The following is a 24,998-nucleotide window of genomic DNA, read 5'->3' as shown; positions in this document are numbered from 1 at the left end:
CAGATCCCATACACCTCATGGATTCGAAGCCCACCGGATCCATTTTAAATCACCATTCATCAAAATAAATAACTAATCCATCTAACAAGACATAACAGCTAGTGATAACCTGATTCTGTGACTAATTTTAAATGCAATGCGGATTAATTATTAATAGAGATTATTTGTTTACAGAAAAAGAAATAGAATATATTAAATCACAAAGACTTGCAAGAATAGCCACGTCTTCGATCTCTCCTTCAAATGTTGAAAGTAGTCAACCAGATGTTGTCCCAGTAGGCTTTGATTTTGATGGCGAGTATTTTTATGTTGGTGGAATAAATATTCTAAAATCTACGAAATATAAGAATGTAATAAAGAATAACAAAGTTGCATTAGTGATTGATGATTTAAGAAGTATAAATCCATGGGACCCACGAGGTATTAGAATTTATGGATTAGCAGACACGGTTGACCGGAAAGAAGGCTACATGTCTAACACAGATCATCCACAATCTCGATATATAAGAATAAGACCTACAAAAAAATGGAGTTGGGGAATAGAAGAACCTGTTTTTGTAGAAGGCAAATTTAATGTAAAGAAATCGAGTATTGATGGATGAAAAAATACTATACTGTTATATCAAATTTTAATTTAATAGATAGTATTAAAGAATCCCCTTCAAAGACCGATTTAGTACTGAAGCCCACCAGGCCCGTTTGATATCTCTCTTGACTTTCAGCTCAGTAGTGAGTTCGTTTTCCTTATCCAAGTTCATATATTTTGGTGCTAGATAATACTTTCTTTATTAAACAAATATGAACCTAATATAAAATTACTTGTAGTAATACCTTAGAAATATAACGTCTAACCGCTTGGTTCATCAGAAAATACTGACAGGTGGAATTAGTCTGATGATCGGACTAAGTTATAACTGTTAATTTGAATTTCTAAAAAAATGATAGTGAAAATTGTTGGGATGGGTAATCTCATATTATTTGCTATTCTTTCTTTTATATTTCCTTCATCAAACTTGAAGAGAACATGATTAGTACCCTTCCATGAGGACAAATCAGTCTTCAATCAATACCTAGTTTGCACCTGAAGGAACAAATGGAGTCTGAGCTTCCTTACAAATTGTCGGGCCATCATGCAGTGTGTCAAAACAATTAACATCAGTTATGTTAGAAGTAGACTTTTTTTTACAGGAAGAATCCTCGTCTGCTGTTGAACTAATTGGTGAATTTGGAAACGCACATTCATCCTCTGGCATTGGTTGTCCTTGAATTTGAATTGGTGAAGCAATCAAGGGAACAGTTGTCATAAACAAAGTCATCAAATACAAAAAATAAAATAGTCTTTTATTTGGCACACACTATAGATCTAAACCTATTTTATAAGATTTGCTATTGGTTTTGAATATTTCCTTATATCATAGTATAAATTAAATCAGTGATTAAAAACCAAAATAGATCTTGTTTGGCATTTAACAATAATAATAATTCCATTGTCTTTGGGGACCATTATGAATACCTATTCATAATAAAGCAATCAATTCGTGGTAAATAATATGAATGATCAGTATTCAAATGCAAAGTCGATTGACAAATTCTTTTTTAATGATTGACACGTATTATCTATCCGTTCCCCATTATGAAAGCATTAAAAAAATCAAGCACTCGACATGTAATATATCCATTACTAAACTCATCTATCTTGTCTTTTCCCGAAGAAACATATTTTTAGAGTACAATAAACAATAATATATTTTTCAAATATCCAAATTATTAGAAAAAGAGGAAACATATATGTTTGATGACGAAAAAACTTGCAGAATATCTTGTTGATGAAAAATTCAAGAAATTAGAAAAGGTGTAAATAAGACTCAAAAGAATTAGTTATCTATTTTGTCGAAAATAGAAATATTGGAGATTATTACTTTAGAAGGGCTATACCTAGTTTTTCAATATCCACTCAAAACATTCGCAACCTGAAACTTCTGAAGTATTAATAACCCGGAATCCAAACTGTTCAACTAATTCATCTACAAGGTTTTGGCAGCTATCCTTGGAGATGAGCTCATTAGATTCGTTTGATCGTATTATGACTGTCTGATTTGGTAGGGTCGTGTCCCCGAAAACTACGCATGGCGATTGAGGTTGCTGCGTAGATGGCGGAGGAGGAAGAGAGGAAAATCCGATCTGATTTGCTGACGGAACAAAGGTTAAAACAGACATCAAACCCACCATTATTACCACCTTAAAAGTTTCTTTATTTTTTGATAACATCTACTTAAATTCTAAGTAATAATCATCTATATATTAATTCTCTATGAACATATAGGATTTAAGGTCCATCATACAACACATGAATTTATTAAATAAATTTGATGTTAATACCTATTATTAAGCAATAAAATAATGTGTATATACGCATGAGTCTATACCATTTACAAGATTTATGAAATATCGTTACCAATCCTTGAGTGTTATACAATCATCACAACCAAATTATCAGTGAGACAGTAATTCCCTGGTTTTGCAACACTTACAATGTATGTAGACACCAAACTAGTTGTGAATTGAAAAAATGTTGGCAATCTAAGATGGTGAAATCAGTGAAGACTCTTAAGGAATTGCAAACCAATACCAAGAACAATCATCACAATTAGACTCAAATTACAATTGTAAATTAATTGAGATGGTAAGTCAGATTGAGATAGAAGTATTTGCCTAGGTGTTGACAATCTCTTTTGCATAATTAGAAAGTATATAAAGAATTTCCCAATTTTTAAACAGATTAGACCCCATTCTAAAGGATTGATATCATCCTGTATCCCCAGGTCCCGTTTATAACTAATATTAAAATATTAACATATAGGTTAAAGAAATGCTCTAAGGCAATAATCATTTTTGTCAATTTACCGTCATGACAGTTCCTCAAGAAGAGGATCTATATATTTTGTCCAACCGAGAGATAGATTAAGGATCTTTTCGTAGATAATCCATTGAGTATTCCAAATCTGTTATTTGTACTCACTTAAATTACGTCAGATAGGTCCAAACTAAGTTGGACAGTGATCTCTATTCTCTTATGTTACTATTCATTTGATTTTCATCAAACTATCAGATCGCTTGGATTTACACAATTCATCCAAACAAAAAAGTTCTTTTGAATCATTAACGTCTATGTGTTTGTAAATTGAAAAATAAAAGAACAGGTCATGAGATTCATCTAAAGAAGCATCCAGTGGGATCGGTAAAAGTGGAAGACTTTGAATTAGTAAATATGGAAGTTCCAGATCTCAAAGAGGAGGGTGATTTTTTGGTTCGAATTATTTGGATGTCCGTAGATCCATTTTTACGCATCTATATGACCAAAGGAACTAAACATGCACCTCCTTTTGAGCTAAACAAATCTCTTGAGGGTGGATGCATTGGAAAAGTAATTGAATCGAAAAGTTCCAAGTTTAAAGTAGGTGACTACGTTAAAGCCAATTTTGGTTGGAGGAAATATTGGATAGGCAAAGAAACTCAAAGTGAAGAAAAATCCATATCAAAAGTCAATTCTACATTAGGGCCATTAAGATCCTTTCTAGGTTTACTTGGAATCACAGGCATCACAGCATATGTTGGTCTTTTTAAAATCTGCAATTTAAGAGAAAAACAAGATACTGTGTTTGTATCATCAGCTGCAGGAGGAGTGGGCTCTGTTGTGTGTCAGCTTGCCAAAATAAAGGGTTGTCAAGTCGTAGGCAGCTGCGGTAGTGATGAGAAAGCAAGGTGGTTAGTTGATGAACTTGGAGTAGACTATGCTTTTAACTATCGAAAAATAGGGTTGGATAACATCTCTGAGAAATTAAGTAGAGTGTGTCCAAACGGGATCGATCTATATTTTGATAATGTTGGAGGTAAACACCTAGAGGCAGCCATTAACAACATGAATACTTTTGGAAGAATTGCTCTGTGTGGAACAACATCTCAATACAATGATGATCTCAAGATATCATCTGGTAACCTAGATCAACATATTAACAAATCACCATCTTTAGAACCATCTAATCTTTCTTTGGCTGTCTCACATAGGCTTAAACTTCAAGGTTTTATTTGGAGCGATCATTTTGATATTTTGAGCGAATTTAATTCAAATATGTCTAAATGGATTAGTGAAGATAGGATAAAACTTAAAGAATATATTGTCGAAGGATTGGAAAATGCGCCAAAGGCCTTTGTTAGTCTTTTTAAAGGAGATACCATGGGCAGGGCTCTAGTTCGATTTGATTAGTCAATAAAATCATTGATATGTTGCCTCAATAATTTTTTAGGACTCCAGTCTAATCCTTACATTCACCGTATCAAATCGGATCACTAAGGAACATTGATTTTAGGTTTTGAATAGATGAAATTACATAATTTAAGAAAAATGTCGACCTAAAAAGACCATAAAGTGATAGGTAAAATAATTCTCATTCTCGAGAAGCGATTCCACCTCATCTTTGCTAATATTTTCCAAATTAACAGATCTCATTTACCTCATAGATTCGAAGTCAGCCAGACACAATATCATATGGGTTCAAACAACTATAGACAAAGTTATTCAGGCCACACAGCAGGATTATTTATGATTATACCTGATGGAGCTATCCGAACTTTACCACTTTGCTCCGCTTGAACAATTTCTTCGGTTGATTTCAAGATCTTTGCTTGACCCGGATCTGTCCAATTTACAAAGTTTAGATGAATTAAAGGGCTATAGTCATTATCTCCTGGTAGTGCTGTTCCAACAGGAAGCTGAAATCCAAATGGCCCTTCTCCTTTTATCCCATTAAGAAAGTCATACCCTTGCTGAAGGAATTGATTTGGTACTGACGCTAATAATGGAGCGAAATTTATTTGATGCCCTTGACTCTCAGTAATGGAAACAGCAGTTTTATTATCGGAGGTATCTGTTACTATATAGGAAACCATTACTCCATCAACATACCCATTTAATGTATTAAGTGAAATAGGATGATTAGCAACCGCTAGAGCATTAGAATTATCTCCTATTAACAAAAAAATACCTAAAACAAATGTTGATAACCACAATATTTTTGAGTTGAAACTATTTACCATTACTTTGGTGCTATCACGCTATATATAAAAGGATTTAACAGCTTTATGCAACAGAGGAGGGTTTCTAAATACTAGGGACTCATTCATTTTGAGTATTTTAGAAAAAATGAGAAAATTTGCTAATCATAAATATGCTATGAACAATTAATTAACACAATCGTAGTTGTTGTCATATTTATAATATGTTTAATCAATAATATCATGAGCTTAAATATTGATTGGGTAGATGTGATAAAAAAAGAGGCAAGAGGATTAAATGATGCTGATTTTGGCGAAGTTCAAGAAGTTTCTAATGGTCTGGTTTTGACTCAACGTGGTATAGTAAATAAAGAATTATTTAGTTTTCCACAAAGTGCAGTAGATAGTTATGATGGAATGGTTCTTAAATTTAACATATCTGAGATTGAAGCAATTGAAAAATATAAGAAACTTTTTGAACCAAGACCAGTAGAGGTTGGGACAGGTTCTGATACTAAACTTGATATAGTCACCACTACGGCGGATTCAACGAAAATTGAAGGAATAATCGATGAGGCAGTTGATGATACGCTTAGGGATGAGCTTATTCAACCTACAACAGAGGAAGCAGACTTGGAAATAGAAAAGAAAGTGGTAAAGGAAGCTGCGGTTTTAAATAAAGAAACAGATGTAGAAAATAAGATTATTGACTCTACCATATCCGAGGAACAGATTCCGCTTGAAAATACTTTGAAGTCTACTATGAATAAAAACGAAAAATCTTCAAAACTTTTGACAGAAGAAAATGAGGAAGAAACCCCATTAAAAAAAGAGGAAGCAGGAATAGCTTAAAAATGTAAAAATTTGGAGTTCCATTCCACATTTCGTTAGCGGGAAATAATCCTAACAAAAATTTCAAGAAATCGCAATATAATATTTTTTTACATAATGTATAATTCGATCCTTTTCTGAGTATTTGACTCGACACCTCATCATAAAAAAGGAATTTATTTTTATATAATAATTAATAGAAAGAAAAAATTCCAATATAACGCTCGGGTCCGATCGGCGGCGGCTACAAGATGAATTTCCTAGTTTATCAAGAAATGATTATAATATATTTTTAAAATCTTTAATCTCTATTGTTTCAAAATCAGTCCAAATATTATATCCCGTGTACACATATACTTGAAAGTGTAGATGTGGAATATAGGTATACCCGGTCATTCCAACTTTGGATATCTCGTCGCCGGCAAGAACCTTTTGATTTAATTTGACCTTGGAGCTCTGGTAATCAAGGTGGTCATATCTAGAAAATTCTCCATTTGAATGTCTAATAGTAATAAAATTAGTGAAAAACCAATAAGAAGCATCAGGTCCCCCAACATAAAAATCATCGTTGATTTGAGTTACTATGCCTTCCGCTGCGGCAAGAACAGGTGTACCTATAGGGGTAACAAAATCCACAGCATTTCGTAGCTTACCAATATGAGCAGGAGAAGATGATCTATCTATTCTTTGTAACATCTCCATGGGTATAGGGACCACGTACTTGTTTTTAGTCATCATCTAAAAAAATTACTCACCTTACATTGACTATGAACTATCAAACTATAATAAGATCATATATTTCTGATAGCAAGAAACAAGGTTCAAATATGTTAGTATGTTTTATCAATTACCAAAATATAAGAAAGAAACAATGAAAATTCGAACCCAAATTGATCGGATCAAAAAGCACTTTGCGGCTCAATATTATTTCTTTTATTGCTTTGTTAATGATGTAAGGTACCCAATTCTGACAAATATGTTTTAGAGAGAAATAGCCCTTTACTATATGTCTCAGCTAAAATATCCAGATATGATCTAAACAAAATTTTTCCAATTGGAAAAGAGATACATGAAATAAGAATCTAGAAAATTGATCTGGTAGCACTAGTAGCAGAACTACAAAACCATCTCTACCAACATTGTCTATTATTAGAATCAAGATTTGATTTTTACCATCTAAATGATTTATTCGCTAGAAAATATGTTGCAACTATTCTATTGTCTATTTATGCAATGCTATACAATCTAGATTGAAATGTCTAAAAATCAAAATAATAAAAAGACCGAAAACCGTGGGGAAAATCTTGTTAACATAACAAGCGAATATAATGAAAATGGAAGACCTCAAGATGAGTCTGAGAGTGTTCTTGACGAAGCAGTAGATAAAGTAAAGGCAGGAACAAAAGCTGTTATCAACAAGGTCAAGGATACCGACAAAGACCTCGGATCTGAATATAATAAAGAAAAAACAAAATAATCTGAAAATAAGAAAAATAAAAGGATATAGTTGAGATTTAATGAACTTCTTGGGTTACCTGTCTTTTCTTTTGGCTGTGATTTTTACGATATCTTTTATAATTTGCTTGGCTGCTCAGCAAATGATAAATTATCATAGTATCATAGAAAAGGCAAGGAAATTTGCGAATAACAAGCATTCTCTAGAGAATTAATCCAACAAAAGACTTTATTTTATAAATTAACAATGTTACGAGATTAGTCATTAGTGACGCGAATAACTGGGAATTTGATGTGGTTATGTTTCAATGATAAGGGTTTTAAACGTCCTTTCAGCCTTAGAAAAAGAATACTGGATTTTTCATTTCATGGGTTGTAGATCAAGTTTTAAAAAACTGCAAAAAGACTTTTTAGAGCATTTATTAATAATTTTCAATAGATTCATGGACATTTCAAATCAAAAAACAATTACAGCTAAGAAAGAATCAATTGTATCTTATTATTTTCCATAAAGGGTTGATGCATGTTCAAACCCTCAAGCCCACAAAGTCTACATTTTATCTAAATCCACAAAGTTTTACTGTACATAATATTTTAATATTGTCAAATGAATATTTGGTCAAATTACCATAATCTGGTGATAATCTAATTTGCTTTTTCAGTTTATCAATGCTATTCCTTAATGTTTATGCTCAATGGAAAAACTTTGAAATAAGATGGTAAAATACCAATTGGCTCTCCATCTACAGATACTGTAATGTTATTTTCAAGGTCAGATAACAATGCTATAGCCTGTGATTGACCATAATAGATCTCGTCTTGATTGGTAATAGAATCTTCACCCCTTTTTATATCCACAAGTTTTTCTAGTATTTTGAAACCACCTGAATTTTTTACTATAACGGTATCTAGCAATCCATCATTCATTTCAGCTCTTGTTGCTGCATTAAAACCTCCTCCCATAATACTACCGTTTGATACCATTGCCATCGTCATCTTGGTCAAAAGCGTTTTGATATTTGTATTACCGGTATCGTTAAAGTATTCAATCAATTCACAAACATTGCTTTGATAGGTTGGTAATGTTGCAAGTACTCCTGTAATGGTGGATAGCAGACGACTGCTGATTCTGTCTCTAACCATTTTAGACCTATTTATTATTTCCGCACTAACTCCTATTTCAGCTGCATTTAAAATAATACGACTAACGTAATCTTTATCTTTATCATCGTTCCTATTGTGGATAACTGCTGTGATAACGTCGATTTTCTTGAAGTTATCCGTAGAAGTCACAGTCTTACAGCATTCTTCAATTTCTGAGGGCAATCCCAACGACTTTACCAAAATATTTCTAGTTCCACCAGGAAGAACTGTTAATATTGCTTCTGAATTAGTAACATCCAGATGAACAAATTTGGACGAATTCTTGTTATCTTTGATGTTCTCTAAGTTAAAGCCTTTATCGATCCTTATTTTGAAAAATCCATTAGCAACTTCATTTATCATCCCATCTCCTCCGATTGGAATTATATTGTTATAACCTTTTTCAAGATATTCTCGTGTTAGAATGGTTCCATCATCGGCTTTCTTTGTAAATATGTATTCGATGTCTTCTCCGAAATATTTTTTTAAAACAGCATGCAAGGAATCCCAATTTTTTCCCGTTTGACCTCCACTTGAATTTGGATTTACTATGACTATGGACTTTTTGGTCATTACTATATTCTTCATGGTATATGTCCGTATTGATTAATGTGTCGGTGCTGTTACTCACAATTGTTGTGAATATTTTGTTTTACCTTTTATTATCTTGATTTGTTTTGATTTCTTTATCGTATGAAAATATCCATTTTTTTTTCCAAAATACCAGTAACGATACTACAGTTATGGCTAGCATAACTATTACCAAAAAGCCAAGATATTTTGGTATTGTGGCTAGGTTGTTTAAATCAAATCCCTGTAAGCCTAATACACCTATCAAAAGTGAAAGAGGTAATACGATGGCAGAAAAGATAGTCAACACTCGCATTGTTTCGTTTATCTGCAAAGATATACTACTAGCGAATAGTTCTCTTGTAGAATTTATTGTATCCTGATAAGATTGAATCATTTCTATGAGCTGATTAACATTATTGAACACGATTTGAATATATTTTATGTCATCTTTGTCTTTTTCCATAGTGGTATGATAGTTGATTATATTTCTAGCATCCCAAAAATATCGTCTAAGTATGATAACCTGCCGAGACAATGTATCCAAATAAGTGAGTACTCGTTTGGATGGTCTATATTGTGCGTCTTTTTCTATGTCAAATACTTTGAGCTCGATTGCGGTCAAAAGCTCTTCATAGTCCTCTATGATATAGGAAATTATACTGTAATAAAGGGCATCGATTGAAGATTCCAAAATTGTTTTTCTATCTGCGAGAATCGTTTTTACTTTAGTTACCAAATCTATTTTATTTGAATGAATTGTGATCAGCCATTTATCTCCTACAAAAAAGTATAGTGGAGAAGATTCAAGATGTTGTAAATTATTAAATTTGAGGTCTAGTAGAATAGTGAACTTACTATCATGCTCTGTTTCTTTTACAACTGGTTTTTTTGATTTTTGTATAACTCGATCTAATGCTTTTTTGTTTAGTGAAAACTTCTTTTCTAAATCTCTAATATCTTCATCTGTAGGATCTGTTATGTCGATCCAAAGATTATGGTTGGTTTTTAGATCTACATTCAAATCATTTTTCTCTTCTATCATTTCTTTTTGATTAAAATAGAAGATAGTTTGTTGCACTATATTTTATATAGTTTTAAGGTATTAATGTATATTTCACATCGCAACATGCCCATCAATCAAGCATTTTTGAAGATCAATTTCTTTGGTAAGATGGTGCAATATGCCATTAATTCTATAATCAAACATCTGGCTACATAATAAAATAATAGAACAAAGTCTGAATCAAATTGTTTTCTCAAAAGGGTTGGTAACTTAACGGTTTCCTTATTTCTCAGGGATTGAAAGCCACCGAAGTCTTATGCGGTCATATGTTCCTATTTATAAAACGTAATTTATTTCTAATATTATTTCACATCTATTATTTATTATTTATTAGACGATACTGTTGGTATAAAATTTGATATCTTTTTAGAAAGATAATTATTCATATAAATGCATTAAAAGACAATGATGTTTTAAGTTTAATTTACATGCAATATGCGATGAAAACACCACATCAACTGATATTTTGCATATTTGGCAAGTTCTAAATATAATTGCATTTTATATAGAAATTACCTAGATCATAACATCCATCCCATATTCCCTCCACTCTGTAGAAATATTGCGGGTAGCATTCATTATCTGTATGCGGCATCATGTTCTGCCCACTTCATTTCTACTGAGTTGTATAATTATCGTTGAATATTTCTCCCTCTTGTAGAAAGTTAGATAGGTTAATTGTCTCTGTTCTTGTTTCTAAGAAATCGGATTTAAAGTGGCAGAGATGCATGAACTACAAAATTTAATTTTCTTATTTCATGGAAATATTTTGGGAGGTCATCATCCTAATAACGCGAACTTGCCCGACCTATTTCTAGTATCATTAATATACTTTCTCAAATATTCAAAAAGTATTATTAGTAAATTTCTCCATTTAGAATTGGATGTAAATGATCCATTCAAAGAAGTAAAACCTTCTTAGTCATTTCGATAAGAATTACAAAATGATAGATTGTAGTAAAATAGGATTCGGCCTTCAAAACGGCCAGGCATAGTTTTTAAAGGAGTAAAATAATGGTATGAGACATTATGGCAGAATGGTTTTAATAGTAAAAACCTTAAAAGAAATTATTTTATATTTTCGAGTTCTTTAGAACATTCATTACAGACAGTTTCATCCTCTTTTGAAGTGAAAACTTTGCCACACGACGAGCATTTTATCGGATGATCTTTATACATATCTTTATTACATTTACAACAAATTATTAAAACAATTACTATCTTTCATTAATCCTTTGAACCTCTGATAGTCTTCGGCTACTGGTCTAAACTTAAGAAATCCGGGTTCAATTTATTCTAGTTTATGAAATCAAAAATAATATCACGATGAACATAAAGATTGTTCTTGAGCAGATCATCTTATTCTCAATTTTTAATTAACCCTGTTAGAAAATCTAAAGTTTTTAGGACATTTCATGAATGCCATTCACATGAAATAATTAACGGAATTTGGAAATTGAATTAAATAGCGTTAATTAATCCTGAAAACGTATTAATATGATAATGACCTCGGTCGAAATTACAAAGGCTTCTTTTGAGGATCTCAAAACTATATTAGTATTGCAAAAACAAGCCTTTTTGAGTGAAGCAGATATATACAATGATTTCGATATTTCTCCTCCTTTACTTCAAACATTAGAAGAATTAACAAAAGAGTTTTCAGAATCAATAATTCTTAAAGCAGTATTAGGAGATTTTATAGTTGGATCGGTTAGAGGGTTTCAGGTGGATGAAACTGTATTTATCAAAAGATTGATTGTTAATCCTAATTATCAAAATCAAGGCATAGGAACAAAGCTTATGAAATCAATTGAAGATTCTTTTAAAAATAATAAAAGATATGAATTGTTTACAGGTCATAAAAGTGAGAGGATTTACATCTGTACCAAAAGATTGGATACAAAGAATTTAAGCGAATACCAATTCATGAGAATCTAACTATGATATATTTAGAAAAATATGTTTCCTAACTATATGAATTGAGCCCTTTCGTTACTATTAAATCATCTTTGAATTTCTCTACTCCAACAGATTATGATATTTTTCTGATCATTACGATGTCAATAGCCCGTAAACTCTTCTAATTTGATTTTTTCTTTTGAAATATCTAATTCTTCCTGCAACAATGATTGCATAGCTTTCAACATGCTTGGAGGACCGCAAATATAAAATATTGAATTATTTATCATAGTATTGTCGAGATATTTTAAAATCATTGCTTTATTTATTCTTCCGTACTCCCCTTTCCAACCATTTCTAACAATTGATTGATTCTCATCATGTTTGTCTTCACTAACAGTATAAATGATCTTCAAATTCTGGTTTAAGTTAGTCCAATCATCAAACTCTTTTTTAAAAAGGATTCCATCCGGATCCCTATTTGAATCAAACATCACTATTTTTAGTGGCAGTTGTTTATCAGTAGCATACTTTATCATACTTCTAAATGGAGTAACACCTATTCCTCCGGAAAGAAACACAGCCTGTTTTGAATAATCATCATGTAACACAAATTGTCCCTCAGGACCTCTAACCTTGACTTTGGTCCCATCCTCTAATGTAGAAAGCCTCTTTTTGTATGGAGAACCCCTTATCCTTGTTGTGAACATTATAAAGTTCTCCGTTGGAGAGGATGAAATGGTAAAATGCCTTATGGGACCTTTGGGATCATTTTTGACATCGCTTATTTCAAAAAAGGCAAATTGACCTGCAGTATAGTCGGACAATAATGGTGTGTTGTCCTCTTTTTTTTGATTATCCTGTTTACTAAACTTAAAAGACATTACATCGGTTCCCTCCACTTTGATTTTTTCTAATAATTTTAGCTCAGATTGAGGAGATAAGGTACTTTTACCTTGTAACTTAATAAATACGCTATTACCTTCTATTTTTACTTCATAGACAGGTTCTGGTTCATTTGCTGGTGGACTTGTTACTTCTCCCGTCCTTACATCAAATTTGGAATTATGCCAAGGACATTCAACTTCAAATCCATTGATAGTACCATCTGCTATAGGGCCCCCTTCATGGGTACAAATACTACCAATGGCGTAGTAATTTCCATTAATATTAACAATACATATACTTTCACCGTCAACTTGAACTTCTTTCATTTGTGATGGCGCTATGTCCTTAGTGTCAGCAACCCTAACGAAACCTTCCCCCATTCTCGATCAGTTTTATAATGCATTACAATTTGTATATGGGTTCCTATTTCAATAACCCCAGTTGAATTCAATATTATTATACATTTTAATATTATTCTTGCCGAATTTTGGTACTTTATACACTTATATAGTAAGTTATAACAGTAAATTAAAAAAAGGACCTAATTGTATAGATGTTACGGTTTATAGGATCTGCATTTTCCTGTAATTATCTATTATAGAACTTCTGTAGATATCCATAAAGTATTTACGCTTCTGAGAAATAACAAAATGGCTTGTAAGAGGTTTTGATAAATATTCTTAATATGCAGATACTGATTTGGGCGTCATCAACATTATCTTATCTCTTAGAGGATCTCGAATATTTTCAAAATTACCTATCTTGTAAGAATATAATAGATGTATTTGCAGTCTCTAACATATACCAGATGTAGATGCTAGAGGTATGAGGGATCAATAAATAGAATCAGTTTTAGATTAAAGATTTCAAAGAATCCAATACCAAAACAATTTTGAATCGCTACTCTTACAAAGAGAAGATATAACGAAATATACAAGTCCTTAAATTCTCGGGTGAGAAAGCTATAAAGTATGAGTTATAATGAGCTAACACCAGAGGAAAAGAGGATTATTGTAGATAAAGCTACCGAAGCCCCCTTCATTGGTAAGTATGACAATTTTTATGAAGATGGTACGTTTATCTGTCGAAGATGCAATAACCCCCTCTTTTCATCCAAAAGCAAGTTTGATGCAGGATGCGGATGGCCAAGCTTTGATGAAAGCTTCCAAAATGCGATAAAACGTATACCTGATCCTGATGGAATAAGAACAGAAATAGAATGTCATAATTGTGGTGCGCATCTAGGACATGAATTTCTGGGAGAACATTTGACAGATAAAAATACACGGGAATGTGTCAATTCATTATCCATACACTTTATTCCAAAGGGAAGAGAGTTGCCAAAAGTAGTTCATAAATAACAATGTTGAAATCCTACAAGAGTCATCGGTTGTATCAATGCAATATAGATCTTAAAAGAATCCAAGGTACAAAATCTGTTCCTTCTGACTATACATAAAGAATAGTGAAAACTCCTCATAATCACATACTATAGATATATTTTAGCGATATTCTATAAAACCTGTTCAATTTTTCTCACTTGTTAATCTTGTACTTGATTTGAACAAAACCAAAATTATATACTGTCGTTTTTAAATGTTTCAAAGATGAATCTTTTAGTAATAACCCAGTAAATGATTTTCCTTTTCCTATAAGTATTGGTACTATAGTAACAGTAATTTCGTCAACCAATCTTGCTGATAAAAAATCTTGAATTACTATTCCTCCATCTATATATATATGATTAATAGACTGATCAGATAGTTCCTTAATTAATTGTTCAGGGGATGATGTATTGGATGTTGTTACAGTTTCCCTTAATTTCTCAGGGATTTCAATATTCTTTGAGGTCAATACAATCATTTTGGTATTATTGTAAGGCCAGTTGTCAAAGTTCATAACCTGATCAAAAGTTTTCCTTCCCATAATTATTTGATCCACAGACTCTAAGAAACTTTTGAATCCAAAATCCTCACCAGGAGTTACTTGTTTGTTAGCATCATCTAACCAGTCTATATCTCCATTCTCTCTTGCAATGAATCCATCTAGACTAGTACCAATAAATACAGAAACTTTTACCATTGATACTTTTGTAAAATCATTAAAATAAATGTATTCAAATTCAGTTGAACTAGAATTGTTGAGCTATTCCTTATTCATATTTTTATTATTGATACTCAAAGATCAGTCTTACCCTGTTTGAAACTTGATCTTGGGATTTTTGGATTTTTAGATTTTTAAACAGGTTAAAGCCCATTCTAAAAGACTATATCGTCTTGATGACTATCGGATCCATCTTATGATCGTTCCAAATCATAACCTTATATATCCTTGAATATTCCTTAATTCGATGATTATTTCTCATCAGATAAATTTTCTTGATAGGAGATAATGTGTTGGATAATGTTTTTCTATATTCTGTTTTATTTTTTTTATAAATGGTCACGTACAACATATATCAAATGGTTAGTTACATCTATCTAAAGGACAAATGATTGCGAATCTACAAAAATAATAGCTTTGGCAGAAATGTTATCGAATAGACAACACCGGAAATAAAAGGATTGTTTATATCATTCTATTTGGTATTATCTACAATATTGGTATTATTTGAGCTTTGAGACAAAGTCTGATTTCCAATATGGGAAAGCACATTTTCTTTACCTTTTATAGCGTCTGTATTTTCAGGATTTATAGCCAAAGCTTTGTCATAGTAAATAATCGCTAGATTATAATTTCCAATCTTATCAAGGAAATTAGCTTTGTTAGTTAAGTCAGGAATATATCTTGGATCTGTAGCCTTAGCCTTATCATAATAGAAAACGGCTTGGGTATGATTTCCTAGTTTGTCAAGTGCGTAACCTTTGCCAATCATTGCAAGAACGTGCTTTGGATCTAAGGTTAATGCCTTGTCAAAATATGTTATCGCACCTGAATAATTTTCTAGAGCCTCAAGAGCATTTCCTTTGTCATATGATGCAAAAACAACAGTTGGGTCTATAGATAATGCCTGATCGTAGTAAGTAATAGCCTCAGTATAATTCCCTAAATGATAAAAAACTACACCTTTGTTATCTAATACAGTAGCATTCTTTGGATCCAAAGCTAGAGCCTTGTCGTAAGAGGCAATAGCCTGTTTGTAATTTCCTAAGCCTCCATAAGCATTGCCTTTCTCATTTAGCGCAAAAGCATTCTTTGGATCTATTGCCAGCGCCTTGTCAAAGTAGACAATAGATTCATTGTAATTACCTACTTTATTAAGCTCAACTCCCTTGGTAGTCAAAACCGTAGAATCACTAGATGTGGAATTAGAATTTGAGGCTTCTGTTGACAAGCCCAAGCTTTTCAAGGGTATAGAAAATATAATTACCATACAAAATAGAATAGCAAACAATGAAAATGAGAAATAGGTAATTGGTTGTCTATTAATCACATTATCTGATTAAAAGGGTAACTTATAACAATTGCTAATAATCATCTCTTTGTCAATAATAATATTGTATACGACCCAATAAAACTGGTTTTATTAAACAATCCACTAAATGGATTTGGATTCGTTTCTTTTTCTTCTTTCTACGGCTATTTTGGATCAAATGGATAAGAATTTGTTATACCGCCCAAAACGGTACCATTTGAATTAATCAACACTAGTTACAATCCCCATTAAATGATGAAGGGACAACATCCTCGTAATCATCGTGATTTAAAATGCTTTAATTGTTCTTTGAGTTGCGATAGTAGAACATCCTTTTCTTTTGTTAGCTGTCCTTTATAGTCTCCTAATCTGGCCAAAAAATTTTATTACAAGACTGCTTTGTCGCCTAACTCAACATATTTAGCTGGAATGAACAGATTGATTATTTGTGATAGACTGGCCCTCTTACAATCGCTCATTAGTTCAACGCGGTGAGATCCTCTTCTCGTATGATTTCCTTGATGGTTGGGGTTCAGAGATAGAGAATATGAATATAAACAAAAAGGGTAAACCATTTGTATTTCCAGATTCTTTCATCTTGGCCATTGGTTACATTCGCTATTTATTTCACCTACCATACAGACAAACCCAAGGTATAATTAAGGCCACAGGAAAAAGGTTACCTGCTAATCCACCAAGTTATGGTCACATCTGTAAACGAATCAACAAGCTAAACATCGATATTAAAAGAGACAAGATGGATGACGATGATGACCTAATAATATCAATAGACAGTACAGGTATCAAGATTACTAACAGAGGTCAGTGGATGGATGAGAAATGGAATACACAAAATAGAAAAGGATATCTCAAGATCCACGTTGCTGTAGACATAAAGACCAGGAAAATCATTGCTTTGGAAGTGACAGATGAGAAGGTACATGATGGGAAAATGCTAAAGAAACTAGTCAATCATGTTTTGGATTCGAGAGAACCAAACACTGTAAAGATAAAATCGGTACTAGCTGATGGAGCCTATGATTCAAATCCAAACTTTGTGTATCTTGAGGACAAAAAGATCAATCCAGGTATAAAGGTAAGAAGGAACTCTATTGTTTCTCCTAAAAACAATAGGTTAAGGAACAACGAAGTAAAGTTACAAGCAAAGGATCTGTTGAAATGGAAGACAAAAAGAAAATACGGACAGAGATGGATATCTGAAACTGTGTTCTCAGCTATAAAGAGAATGTTTGGTGAATACACATCAGCAAACAGGTTTCAAAACATGGTAAAGGAGATCATGATAAAAGTATCATTGTATAACATTTTTAGAAGAATATAACATGATGATCATGATGATAACCGGAGAATAAGGAATTATGCAACAAAGCATTACAAGACTAATTTAATACCACAGCAAAATGAGTAAGACTAATTGCTTTGTTATATCAAGTACAATGAAACCTATCAACAGAAGATCAACATAGGGAAATCCTACATTCTTGCAATAATATTATAAAATTGTTAACAAGATTTTATAATAATTATAATGATCTGCACAATTTTCATGATTTCTATAATAACTTGCGTTGTTAATTCCAAAACTATTAGAATATTAGAGTATTGCAGTCAGGTAGCAAATTCAATATATTTTTTATCGTAATTCTATATATGAGCAAAGAATACAGCAGTCCTGCCTCACATATTCTGACACTCTTCGCTATTTGGTCAGATTATCTGCGGGCGTGCAAAGAGATAAACAGACAAGCATATGATTCTGCTGAAGAATCCTTTCAAAGCGGAATGTATCTTTTCATATGTTGCGGTCCATAATAATCTATTCTTTATTTTTTTGAAAGATTTTGAGAAATATTAAGCGAATCACATATTCAAAGAATTTTATTTATCTACTGACTGATTGCCTAATCCAATTTATCCGGGTCATCGATACTTTTTGTTGATAAACAAGTTGGTGATTTACTAAATTGTGTGGTATCAAATATTCATTAAGAAATACCGCTCCTATATTATAGGATTTGAAGTTTTTGACAGTTAATTATTGTACTCCTTTTGCTGCAGGGTTTGTCTTTAATATATAATACACAAAACATTGCATCAAAAAACACCAATAAGTAGTCAGAATTCAACAGTGAGGACGGATATCGACCTCAAGCCCACCGGGCGAGTTTGTGATTGGATTAATATGACAATATAGAGTAACATGTCATTGTATATCGAATCCTTTTTGCAATAACCTATGACTTCTTTTCCCTTCTCTGTTGCCATAGACATGGCGGAAATTTCTAATCTTCGATCTGATTTTCTAGGACAGACATCCACATTTTCTTGTCGCTTTTCCAAAGATTTTCATTTTCGATAAGTTGCGGATATTGTTCAAGAAGTAGTCCCAATCCATCAGCCTTGGAAACCAGAGAAATTGCAATACTCTCTATGTTTTCTAGACCAATAGACAAAAGACCCTTTTCTTGAGCGTTAATCAATACTATTTTAGTGGCATTAATGGTATTATCTAATGCGGTTCTAAACACCTTCTTAATCTTTTTGTTTCTCCTACTTGCGGACCACATTTCAAAATAAAAAGGATAAAAATCGGGGTAGATTTTAATATTTTTTCTGAAAGAGTTAATGAAACTTGCAGCAATTTCCTCTGGGGAGTTTCCTGATATGTCTTTGAGAATAGAGTGGGTAATTTGCTTTGAACTGAACTCCAATGCTTGACATGCCAGCTCTTCTTTATTAGTAAAATAATATAGTGGTAACCCCATGCTTACTTTTGCAGATTTTGCTATATCACCGATGGTTGCATTATCGTATCCTTTTTCTGAAAAGACTTTTAAAGCTGTATTTATGATTAACTGGGATTTTTCTTCCTTTGCTTTAGACCTTGACATCATCATATAACTATCTCGATCCTATATATTATTTGTTTGAACGATCAATCAAAAAGTATATTAATAGAGCAGTTTAAATTGATTGTATGTTCAATCAAAATCAAGAACAAAACAAAATAAATGAATCAAAACTTTACGAGTTTGCAGAAAGAGTAATGGGAGATCTAGCCGCCACATTAAGCTCAGTTATGGTAAATGTTGGAGATAGACTGGGATTGTACGAGGCTTTGGCTAATGCGGACAAACCCTTGGACTCGTATGAATTGTCAAGAATAACAGGAACATCTGAAAGATGTATACGTGAATGGCTTGCAAATCAGGCAGCAGGTGGTTATATAGTCTATGACAAAGAAACGAAAAGGTACAGTTTTCCAGATGAACATGCAATGGTATTAGCTAACATAAATAGTCCAATTTACTTACTTGGAGGATTTCAGGCAGCTTCATCTTATTTTAAGGATGTGGAAAAAATATCTGAAGCGTTTAAAACTGGAAAAGGACTTTCATGGGGAGATCATAGTCATGATCTTTTTGAAGGTACAGAAAGATTCTTTGGACCGAATTACCGTGCAAATATCATCACCTCATGGATACCTTCTTTGGATGATGGCAAGGTAGAAGAAAATCTAAAAAAGGGTGTAGTAGTCGCAGATGTGGGATGTGGACACGGATTATCCACCATAATTATGGCCAAGGCATATCCTAATTCAAAGTTTGTTGGATTTGATAATCATGGACCTTCAATAAACAGGGCAAGGAAACTCGCTCAAGAGGAGGGATTAAGAGAGGACCGAATTACCTTTGAAATCCAATCAGCAAAGAACTATCCTCTACTGATTCCAGATACCAAATACGACCTTATTACAATCTATGATGCACTTCATGATATGGATGATCCAGTAGGGGCTGCACATCATGCTTTGAAATCTCTAAAAGAGGATGGAACCATTATGCTAGTCGAACCCTTTTCTAATGATAATTTGGAGGACAATCTAACCCCGTTAGGAAGGATCATGTTTGCGGCTTCAGCCTCGGCATGTGTTTTAAGTTCCATGGCTTGCAATGGGCCTGCATTGGGAGCCCAAGCTGGACAATCTAAAATTGCAGAGATTATGAAGAAAGCTGGATTCAAGAGATTCCGGTTAACAACACAAACTCAGGTCAATATGGTATATGAAGCTAAACCCTCCCAAACCTAGAGTTCATGGAATGGTTATAAGTAAAGTTACAAGGTCACAATAAAGGAAACTATCAAAGCTTCATTTTATTACGATTCAATTTGAGTTAGGTCAATATCGATAACTGTTTAAGGATCTTCATCATCGTTAAGTCTACCAGTTCGGTCGCAGGTATCAAATATCATAATAAAGGTTCAATGGAAAAATCTAGACTCATAACATAATAATTACAAAATCTACCATGTAGTCCCCCTTTTTAGTAACCCTTTATTGATAAATAGTGTACAATTTTAAAACCTACCAATCCAAATATAAGGAGACTGGCAGTAGTTCATATGAACCAAAAAATATTAGCACAGACAACATTCTCCCTTTCTCAAATAAAAAAGATAAATCGGGAAACAACATTACTGTTTTGATTTGTCGATTGACCATTGAATACCGATTCATTCAGGTATGAAATACCATCGGAGGACGATGATTATCCGATGATATTACTCCTGTACTTCCTGAACAAGTTTGTTAATGTTATTTTCCTAATCTATTATGTCTTCTATTGGCGTAGTTGATGATAATGGTGACCTCTCTATTACCCAGGTACAGAAACCGAGATTTGGGATGGGACAAAATTTATCTGCAATCTTCAAGTATGAATCATACAAGGGAAACAGAACTATTCGGTCTTTTTTATGGAATTTGGATACCAAACCGAATTGAACACCAAACAATAAAAGAAAAATATGAAGAAATCGCTGATTGACTCAATCTTGAAATGAGAGTTTCTAGAACGGAAGGAAAACAGAAAACAGGTAAAACAAATACAGGAGATAGTTCATAATTAAATATTGTATCTGGATGAAGAGACATATTATATGTATATTTTCGTTAATTGTCATAACAATCATTGTAATCAAATATATCGATTATTCTCACTTTATTGAAAGTTATATAAATCCACTACAAAACAAGAAACAAATAGAAATTAGCCCAAATTACAAAGATAGGATCAAAGTGGATCTTTATGTGAAAGGTTTATCATTTCCCACTAGCATGATATTTGTAGATAATAATTCCTTATTGGTAACGGAGAAGAATCAAGGTAATGTTCGCCTGATATCCAAAGGCATTTTGCAAAAAGATCCTATTTTTACTATAAATAACATTTCAAATGAAAAAGAATAGGGCTTGTTAGGAATTACCTTATCAAACAAATATGCATACGGAATAAGGAATAGTTTTGGTTTGGCTATTGATCCTCTAACTGGAAAACTATAGGATACTGAAAATGGCGAGGACAACTATGATGAAATTAACCTTGTCCAATCTGGTTTTAACAGTGGATGGTCCAAAATAATAGGACCAATCTCAAGAAATAATAACACTTCAATTTCTGATCTTGTTGTGTCTAATGGTTCTCACTATTCAGATCCGGAACTTAGCTGGAGGCAGCCTGTTGGTGTAACAGATATTGAATTTTGGAATCTTCTTTGTTAGGCGATGACCTGGAAAATAATATTTTCGTAGGAGACATTAATAATGGAATTTGTATTTCCTTAAAATAGATTCAAACAGATCTGCAATCGATTTGAATCATAATGTTCTTGATAAGCGCGGTGGAAAAGGACTACAAGATTTAGTAGTAGACGATAAAAACGAACTAGAACAAGTCATATTTGCAAAGGGATTTGAAGGAAGAATTACAGATATTGAAACTGGATTGGACGGTAATTTGTATAAACTAACTTACTTTGATGGGAGCATATATCGAATAACTCACACTGAAAAATAATAAAGATTACTTCAAATATTGTCTTTATCAAGCGTTTTTCTTAAATAAGGGAATAGGAAAATGTTTGCTACTGAGAGCATATTGACAATATAACAATTTACAGAAATCAAGATTAAGAGATTTTACTTGCACGATGAATCAAAATTAGACTCGTATCATATCTATTACTAAATCTAGAGCCATAGTAATTTCAAGATATCTGAACTAATTCTAAGTAATTTGGACTAACTATTTTTGCAGCATACATCTGACAACACTTTTCAAAGCTCATTGAGGACGAATATGATTATTACATCATTACATCATTACTTTATCTAAGTTTACAATATACCCAAACCGCCTTCTGTCCCAGTCACCTTTCTTATAGAACGCGGATTCTCCAAAATCAGTAAATGAAATTTGGATCAGAGATCATATCAGATGCGTAATTTTATTGAAGTTCAAAATATGATGGTTTGACAGTTCATATGAAAAGAACGATTTGTATTGATACTTGATTGAATATGTATGTTTTATATTACAGCCTATTGCCTCTCCATTATCTCTAAATCAGCAATGCCACGATGAGTTATTTGAAATTCATTTTGATCATTCATTTCTATTAACCTATTATTTTGCAAGATTAGGATTGCCTGATTGAAATATGTATGAACTGCCCTGGTACTTACTTGCAATGACTGTGTTGATACCCAAGGAGTTTTAACAATACGTTCACTATTCAATTTCCTCATGATTGCAACCGCTGTCCTTTTAAGATCATCATTGATACCACCTACATTCCCTAAAATAGACATACAGTCTGTATAAATATCGACCTTATAACCTTAGCTTCAAGAATACCCCAATAATATGTTCATTTGTATGTGTGTCTAGCTAAATAGGACCGGATCGATAAATGCGGAATACAATTCGAGAAATTTAGTTATCAAGATCAAGAGAATCTAGAAGTATAACAGATTTTAGATCAATAGTAATCGAATGCTCTTTTAGTAGTAAAAAAACATCGAAAACCACAAACCCATTATTTTTATTGTATCCTTTCAAATGAGTTAAAGGATTCTCTATCAACAAGTGTCAAAGGAACGATTTGATCTTATCATGATCTTGATGGATTTTTATATTGCATAATTTTTTGTGTGCAAACTATTTGTAGAAAATAATAAATCAAATAAGACTTAAATAGATGGTAATTTGACGGAAAGCAAAGAGAGGCACTTGTCTTGACATTAGATGAAAAGATGAAAACATATAGAGAAAACACGAAAGAGGCACGGATGTTTCTAAACACAATGAATGCAATCACTGGAGCGTGGAGCTTACCATGACAACCGAAACAGACATCCCTTCTAAGAACGACTATTACATATTAATGGTCTATGCAGCACTGTTCGGTGCCTTATCAGCTTTGCTTACAGTGGGTTATATCACCCTCTATAGTCAAGGAGTCAAGCTCTTTGAGCAAGTAAGCCTCATGGTACTTAATATCAACATATGGCCATTAGTCTTACTTACCATTGCTGGGGCATTAATTGGCCTTGTTATCAAATTTATTGGTCATAATGGGGGATTAGGAATCGCCCAGACCGAGTATGCCCAAACAGGTCGGATCAATCCTCGCAAAGTGCCTAGCATCATACTTCAAGGATTCATCTCACTATGGAGCGGGGCTCCGATTGGTCCAGAAGGTCCTCTAGTTTTTCTGACAGGAGGTTTTGGAACATTTCTCTCAGAGCGACTCAAGCTCAAAAAGAATGATGTCCAGGTACTTGTTTATAGTTCCATAGCTGGAGCTTTTGGCGGATTCTTTGGTTCACCCGTGATTGGAGCTGTTGGAGCCATTGAGTACATGTTCATTAAAGAGCTGGATCTCAATCGTCATTTGATTCCGGGCTTATTGGCCGCTGCTGTTGGATACGCTGTCTATTCCGCAATACTACAGGATTCATTTCTTGGAATATACAGCTTCCCTGACTATGCTTCACCCCGCCTTATTGACATGTGGTGGGCTTTGCTTGTGGGCATAATTGCTGGGTTTGTCGGTATTATGTTCAAGATAGTGTTCGGTATCGTTCAACGTGTCTTTGCGCGACTTGCCAAAAGACCGGTTAGTTGTGCGATCATAGGAGGTATAGTCATAGGGCTCATTGGAACCTTTCTCCCGTTGACACTGTACTCTGGTCAAGATCAACTATTGCAAATTATTCATAACCCTGCAACCTATGGAATAGGACTTTTGCTTATTATGGTGCTCGTGAAAACTCTCATAACAAGCACGTCATTTTCCACAGGATTTGAGGGCGGACCTATATTCCCATTACTCTTTATAGGTGGATGTTTAGGGCTTGCGATTTCTAAGGGTCTTACATTCATTCCAGAGGGCATAGGAGTAACCGTTGGAATGGCAGCCGTTGCGTGTGCAGTTTTCCCGCTTCCCTTGACGATAGCTCTTTTGTTAGGGTTCATGGGAGGACAAACTGATCTTTTGCCAGTAATCGTTATTGGAGCAGTTACCGGTTTCTTGATATCAAAAGCGATCACTCCTCTACTTCCAAAACCTCATTCAGGGCCTACGAGTAACGAATGAGGTAAGCAACAAACATCAAAGTAATTTTGTTTTTGTTGGCGACTAATCAAAGTGGTCAGATCATATAGAGGTCAAAATATACAATAAATATTTTTACCAACGTAGTGAAAAAAGACAGCTTGTAATAGTAACAACGGTGACGTCACAGTCATTTTCCATCGTTTCGCTTATCTGTGCAAAATTAGTGGTACTATTGGTGTTTTCAACTGTAATGTC

At 33.2% G+C, this 24,998-nt stretch carries 24 protein-coding genes; 13 read left to right on the top strand and 11 right to left on the bottom strand.

The features are described from left to right. The first annotated feature begins 131 nt into the window (after nt 1–131). Nucleotides 132–602: a PPOX class F420-dependent oxidoreductase gene (locus NMY3_RS04820; protein WP_196817791.1), complete on the top strand. Its 471-nt coding sequence runs from the start codon at nt 132–134 to the stop codon at nt 600–602. A gap of 468 nt (nt 603–1,070) precedes the next feature. Here NMY3_RS04820 and NMY3_RS04815 read toward each other — a convergent pair whose 3' ends face one another. Together NMY3_RS04815 and NMY3_RS04810 are read right to left on the bottom strand one after the other, a co-directional pair. Further along, nucleotides 1,071–1,304: a hypothetical protein gene (locus NMY3_RS04815; RefSeq protein WP_196817790.1), complete on the bottom strand. Its 234-nt coding sequence runs from the start codon at nt 1,302–1,304 to the stop codon at nt 1,071–1,073. A gap of 631 nt (nt 1,305–1,935) precedes the next feature. After that, on the bottom strand, nt 1,936–2,268 hold the full coding sequence (locus NMY3_RS04810; protein WP_196817789.1) for a hypothetical protein: 333 nt from the start codon (nt 2,266–2,268) through the stop codon (nt 1,936–1,938). Nucleotides 2,269–3,181: 913 nt separating this feature from the next. Here NMY3_RS04810 and NMY3_RS04805 point away from each other — a divergent pair. Beyond that, nucleotides 3,182–4,264: an NADP-dependent oxidoreductase gene (locus NMY3_RS04805; protein WP_196817788.1), complete on the top strand. Its 1,083-nt coding sequence runs from the start codon at nt 3,182–3,184 to the stop codon at nt 4,262–4,264. 308 nt (nt 4,265–4,572) lie between these two features. Here NMY3_RS04805 and NMY3_RS04800 read toward each other — a convergent pair whose 3' ends face one another. Beyond that, nucleotides 4,573–5,094, bottom strand: coding sequence for a DUF7482 domain-containing protein (locus tag NMY3_RS04800; RefSeq protein ID WP_196817787.1), 522 nt, complete (start codon nt 5,092–5,094; stop codon nt 4,573–4,575). 201 nt (nt 5,095–5,295) lie between these two features. On the opposite strand from NMY3_RS04800, the gene NMY3_RS04795 reads away from it, so the two are divergent. Then, complete coding sequence (locus NMY3_RS04795; RefSeq protein ID WP_196817786.1) at nt 5,296–5,904, top strand: hypothetical protein; 609 nt, start codon at nt 5,296–5,298, stop codon at nt 5,902–5,904. A gap of 258 nt (nt 5,905–6,162) precedes the next feature. Here the strand turns inward: NMY3_RS04795 and NMY3_RS04790 are convergent, their stop codons facing one another. Next, nucleotides 6,163–6,618, bottom strand: a complete 456-nt coding sequence (locus NMY3_RS04790) for a M23 family metallopeptidase (RefSeq protein WP_196817785.1) — start codon at nt 6,616–6,618, stop codon at nt 6,163–6,165. A 520-nt stretch (nt 6,619–7,138) separates the two neighbouring features. Here NMY3_RS04790 and NMY3_RS04785 point away from each other — a divergent pair. Next, on the top strand, nt 7,139–7,360 hold the full coding sequence (locus tag NMY3_RS04785) for a hypothetical protein (RefSeq protein WP_196817784.1): 222 nt from the start codon (nt 7,139–7,141) through the stop codon (nt 7,358–7,360). Between the two features lie 286 nt (nt 7,361–7,646). After that, nucleotides 7,647–7,850, top strand: coding sequence for a hypothetical protein (locus NMY3_RS16645; protein WP_231100286.1), 204 nt, complete (start codon nt 7,647–7,649; stop codon nt 7,848–7,850). A 160-nt stretch (nt 7,851–8,010) separates the two neighbouring features. Here NMY3_RS16645 and NMY3_RS04780 read toward each other — a convergent pair whose 3' ends face one another. Together NMY3_RS04780 and NMY3_RS04775 are read right to left on the bottom strand one after the other, a co-directional pair. Then, nucleotides 8,011–9,054: a diacylglycerol/lipid kinase family protein gene (locus tag NMY3_RS04780; RefSeq protein WP_231100285.1), complete on the bottom strand. Its 1,044-nt coding sequence runs from the start codon at nt 9,052–9,054 to the stop codon at nt 8,011–8,013. Between the two features lie 79 nt (nt 9,055–9,133). Next, nucleotides 9,134–10,132, bottom strand: a complete 999-nt coding sequence (locus NMY3_RS04775; protein WP_196817782.1) for a magnesium transporter CorA family protein — start codon at nt 10,130–10,132, stop codon at nt 9,134–9,136. A gap of 1,488 nt (nt 10,133–11,620) precedes the next feature. Between NMY3_RS04775 and NMY3_RS04770 the strand changes: the two genes are divergently transcribed. Beyond that, entirely contained in the window at nt 11,621–12,055 is a 435-nt protein-coding gene (locus tag NMY3_RS04770; protein ID WP_196817781.1) for a GNAT family N-acetyltransferase, read from the top strand. A 122-nt stretch (nt 12,056–12,177) separates the two neighbouring features. Here NMY3_RS04770 and NMY3_RS04765 read toward each other — a convergent pair whose 3' ends face one another. After that, a complete protein-coding gene (locus tag NMY3_RS04765) occupies nt 12,178–13,284 on the bottom strand; it encodes a Rieske 2Fe-2S domain-containing protein (protein ID WP_196817780.1) in 1,107 nt (368 codons plus the stop codon). Between the two features lie 591 nt (nt 13,285–13,875). Here NMY3_RS04765 and NMY3_RS04760 point away from each other — a divergent pair. Further along, complete coding sequence (locus tag NMY3_RS04760) at nt 13,876–14,265, top strand: methionine-R-sulfoxide reductase (RefSeq protein WP_196817779.1); 390 nt, start codon at nt 13,876–13,878, stop codon at nt 14,263–14,265. 175 nt (nt 14,266–14,440) lie between these two features. Here the strand turns inward: NMY3_RS04760 and NMY3_RS04755 are convergent, their stop codons facing one another. Together NMY3_RS04755 and NMY3_RS04750 are read right to left on the bottom strand one after the other, a co-directional pair. Beyond that, nucleotides 14,441–14,986, bottom strand: a complete 546-nt coding sequence (locus NMY3_RS04755) for a dihydrofolate reductase family protein (protein WP_196817778.1) — start codon at nt 14,984–14,986, stop codon at nt 14,441–14,443. A gap of 496 nt (nt 14,987–15,482) precedes the next feature. Then, on the bottom strand, nt 15,483–16,277 hold the full coding sequence (locus tag NMY3_RS04750) for a tetratricopeptide repeat protein (protein ID WP_196817777.1): 795 nt from the start codon (nt 16,275–16,277) through the stop codon (nt 15,483–15,485). Nucleotides 16,278–16,767: 490 nt separating this feature from the next. Here NMY3_RS04750 and NMY3_RS04745 point away from each other — a divergent pair, with 490 nt between their 5' ends. Continuing rightward, nucleotides 16,768–17,661, top strand: coding sequence for an IS5-like element ISThar1 family transposase (locus NMY3_RS04745; protein WP_196815659.1), 894 nt, complete (start codon nt 16,768–16,770; stop codon nt 17,659–17,661). Nucleotides 17,662–17,990: 329 nt separating this feature from the next. Further along, nucleotides 17,991–18,152: a hypothetical protein gene (locus NMY3_RS04740; RefSeq protein WP_196817776.1), complete on the top strand. Its 162-nt coding sequence runs from the start codon at nt 17,991–17,993 to the stop codon at nt 18,150–18,152. Between the two features lie 470 nt (nt 18,153–18,622). Here the strand turns inward: NMY3_RS04740 and NMY3_RS04735 are convergent, their stop codons facing one another. After that, nucleotides 18,623–19,231: a TetR/AcrR family transcriptional regulator gene (locus tag NMY3_RS04735; RefSeq protein ID WP_196817775.1), complete on the bottom strand. Its 609-nt coding sequence runs from the start codon at nt 19,229–19,231 to the stop codon at nt 18,623–18,625. A gap of 86 nt (nt 19,232–19,317) precedes the next feature. On the opposite strand from NMY3_RS04735, the gene NMY3_RS04730 reads away from it, so the two are divergent. From NMY3_RS04730 to NMY3_RS04715, 3 genes are all read left to right on the top strand, one after another. Next, nucleotides 19,318–20,430, top strand: coding sequence for a class I SAM-dependent methyltransferase (locus NMY3_RS04730; protein ID WP_196817774.1), 1,113 nt, complete (start codon nt 19,318–19,320; stop codon nt 20,428–20,430). Between the two features lie 834 nt (nt 20,431–21,264). Beyond that, nucleotides 21,265–21,591 carry a hypothetical protein gene (locus NMY3_RS04725; RefSeq protein WP_196817773.1) on the top strand — a complete coding sequence of 109 codons (327 nt, stop codon included), beginning with the start codon at nt 21,265–21,267 and terminating at the stop codon, nt 21,589–21,591. 403 nt (nt 21,592–21,994) lie between these two features. Continuing rightward, complete coding sequence (locus tag NMY3_RS04715) at nt 21,995–22,198, top strand: hypothetical protein (RefSeq protein WP_196817772.1); 204 nt, start codon at nt 21,995–21,997, stop codon at nt 22,196–22,198. Nucleotides 22,199–22,722: 524 nt separating this feature from the next. Here NMY3_RS04715 and NMY3_RS04710 read toward each other — a convergent pair. Next, complete coding sequence (locus tag NMY3_RS04710) at nt 22,723–22,992, bottom strand: hypothetical protein (RefSeq protein WP_196817771.1); 270 nt, start codon at nt 22,990–22,992, stop codon at nt 22,723–22,725. A gap of 677 nt (nt 22,993–23,669) precedes the next feature. Here NMY3_RS04710 and NMY3_RS04705 point away from each other — a divergent pair. Beyond that, entirely contained in the window at nt 23,670–24,782 is a 1,113-nt protein-coding gene (locus NMY3_RS04705) for a chloride channel protein (RefSeq protein ID WP_196817770.1), read from the top strand. The last annotated feature ends 216 nt before the right edge of the window (nt 24,783–24,998 follow it).

The organism is Candidatus Nitrosocosmicus oleophilus (genome assembly GCF_000802205.1).
In the GTDB taxonomy this organism is placed as follows: Archaea; Thermoproteota; Nitrososphaeria; order Nitrososphaerales; family Nitrososphaeraceae; genus Nitrosocosmicus; species Nitrosocosmicus oleophilus.
The sequence above is the reverse complement of the archived record's forward strand: the minus strand, read 5'-3'. Positions and strand labels throughout refer to the sequence as shown.

What these genes read in the sequence shown, in the direction of transcription:
- NMY3_RS16645 (WP_231100286.1), top strand. Translation starts at nt 7,647, where the DNA reads ATGATAAGGGTTTTAAACGTCCTTTCAGCCTTAGAAAAAGAATACTGG.
- NMY3_RS04785 (WP_196817784.1), top strand. Translation starts at nt 7,139, where the DNA reads ATGTCTAAAAATCAAAATAATAAAAAGACCGAAAACCGTGGGGAAAAT.
- NMY3_RS04810 (WP_196817789.1), bottom strand. Translation starts at nt 2,268, where the DNA reads ATGTTATCAAAAAATAAAGAAACTTTTAAGGTGGTAATAATGGTGGGT.
- NMY3_RS04730 (WP_196817774.1), top strand. Translation starts at nt 19,318, where the DNA reads ATGTTCAATCAAAATCAAGAACAAAACAAAATAAATGAATCAAAACTT.
- NMY3_RS04770 (WP_196817781.1), top strand. Translation starts at nt 11,621, where the DNA reads ATGACCTCGGTCGAAATTACAAAGGCTTCTTTTGAGGATCTCAAAACT.
- NMY3_RS04780 (WP_231100285.1), bottom strand. Translation starts at nt 9,054, where the DNA reads ATGACCAAAAAGTCCATAGTCATAGTAAATCCAAATTCAAGTGGAGGT.
- NMY3_RS04820 (WP_196817791.1), top strand. Translation starts at nt 132, where the DNA reads ATGCAATGCGGATTAATTATTAATAGAGATTATTTGTTTACAGAAAAA.
- NMY3_RS04795 (WP_196817786.1), top strand. Translation starts at nt 5,296, where the DNA reads ATGAGCTTAAATATTGATTGGGTAGATGTGATAAAAAAAGAGGCAAGA.
- NMY3_RS04750 (WP_196817777.1), bottom strand. Translation starts at nt 16,277, where the DNA reads ATGGTAATTATATTTTCTATACCCTTGAAAAGCTTGGGCTTGTCAACA.
- NMY3_RS04790 (WP_196817785.1), bottom strand. Translation starts at nt 6,618, where the DNA reads ATGACTAAAAACAAGTACGTGGTCCCTATACCCATGGAGATGTTACAA.
- NMY3_RS04735 (WP_196817775.1), bottom strand. Translation starts at nt 19,231, where the DNA reads ATGTCAAGGTCTAAAGCAAAGGAAGAAAAATCCCAGTTAATCATAAAT.
- NMY3_RS04705 (WP_196817770.1), top strand. Translation starts at nt 23,670, where the DNA reads ATGGTACTTAATATCAACATATGGCCATTAGTCTTACTTACCATTGCT.
- NMY3_RS04755 (WP_196817778.1), bottom strand. Translation starts at nt 14,986, where the DNA reads ATGGTAAAAGTTTCTGTATTTATTGGTACTAGTCTAGATGGATTCATT.
- NMY3_RS04725 (WP_196817773.1), top strand. Translation starts at nt 21,265, where the DNA reads ATGAAGAGACATATTATATGTATATTTTCGTTAATTGTCATAACAATC.
- NMY3_RS04800 (WP_196817787.1), bottom strand. Translation starts at nt 5,094, where the DNA reads ATGGTAAATAGTTTCAACTCAAAAATATTGTGGTTATCAACATTTGTT.
- NMY3_RS04765 (WP_196817780.1), bottom strand. Translation starts at nt 13,284, where the DNA reads ATGGGGGAAGGTTTCGTTAGGGTTGCTGACACTAAGGACATAGCGCCA.
- NMY3_RS04740 (WP_196817776.1), top strand. Translation starts at nt 17,991, where the DNA reads ATGAGCAAAGAATACAGCAGTCCTGCCTCACATATTCTGACACTCTTC.
- NMY3_RS04760 (WP_196817779.1), top strand. Translation starts at nt 13,876, where the DNA reads ATGAGTTATAATGAGCTAACACCAGAGGAAAAGAGGATTATTGTAGAT.
- NMY3_RS04815 (WP_196817790.1), bottom strand. Translation starts at nt 1,304, where the DNA reads ATGACAACTGTTCCCTTGATTGCTTCACCAATTCAAATTCAAGGACAA.
- NMY3_RS04710 (WP_196817771.1), bottom strand. Translation starts at nt 22,992, where the DNA reads ATGTCTATTTTAGGGAATGTAGGTGGTATCAATGATGATCTTAAAAGG.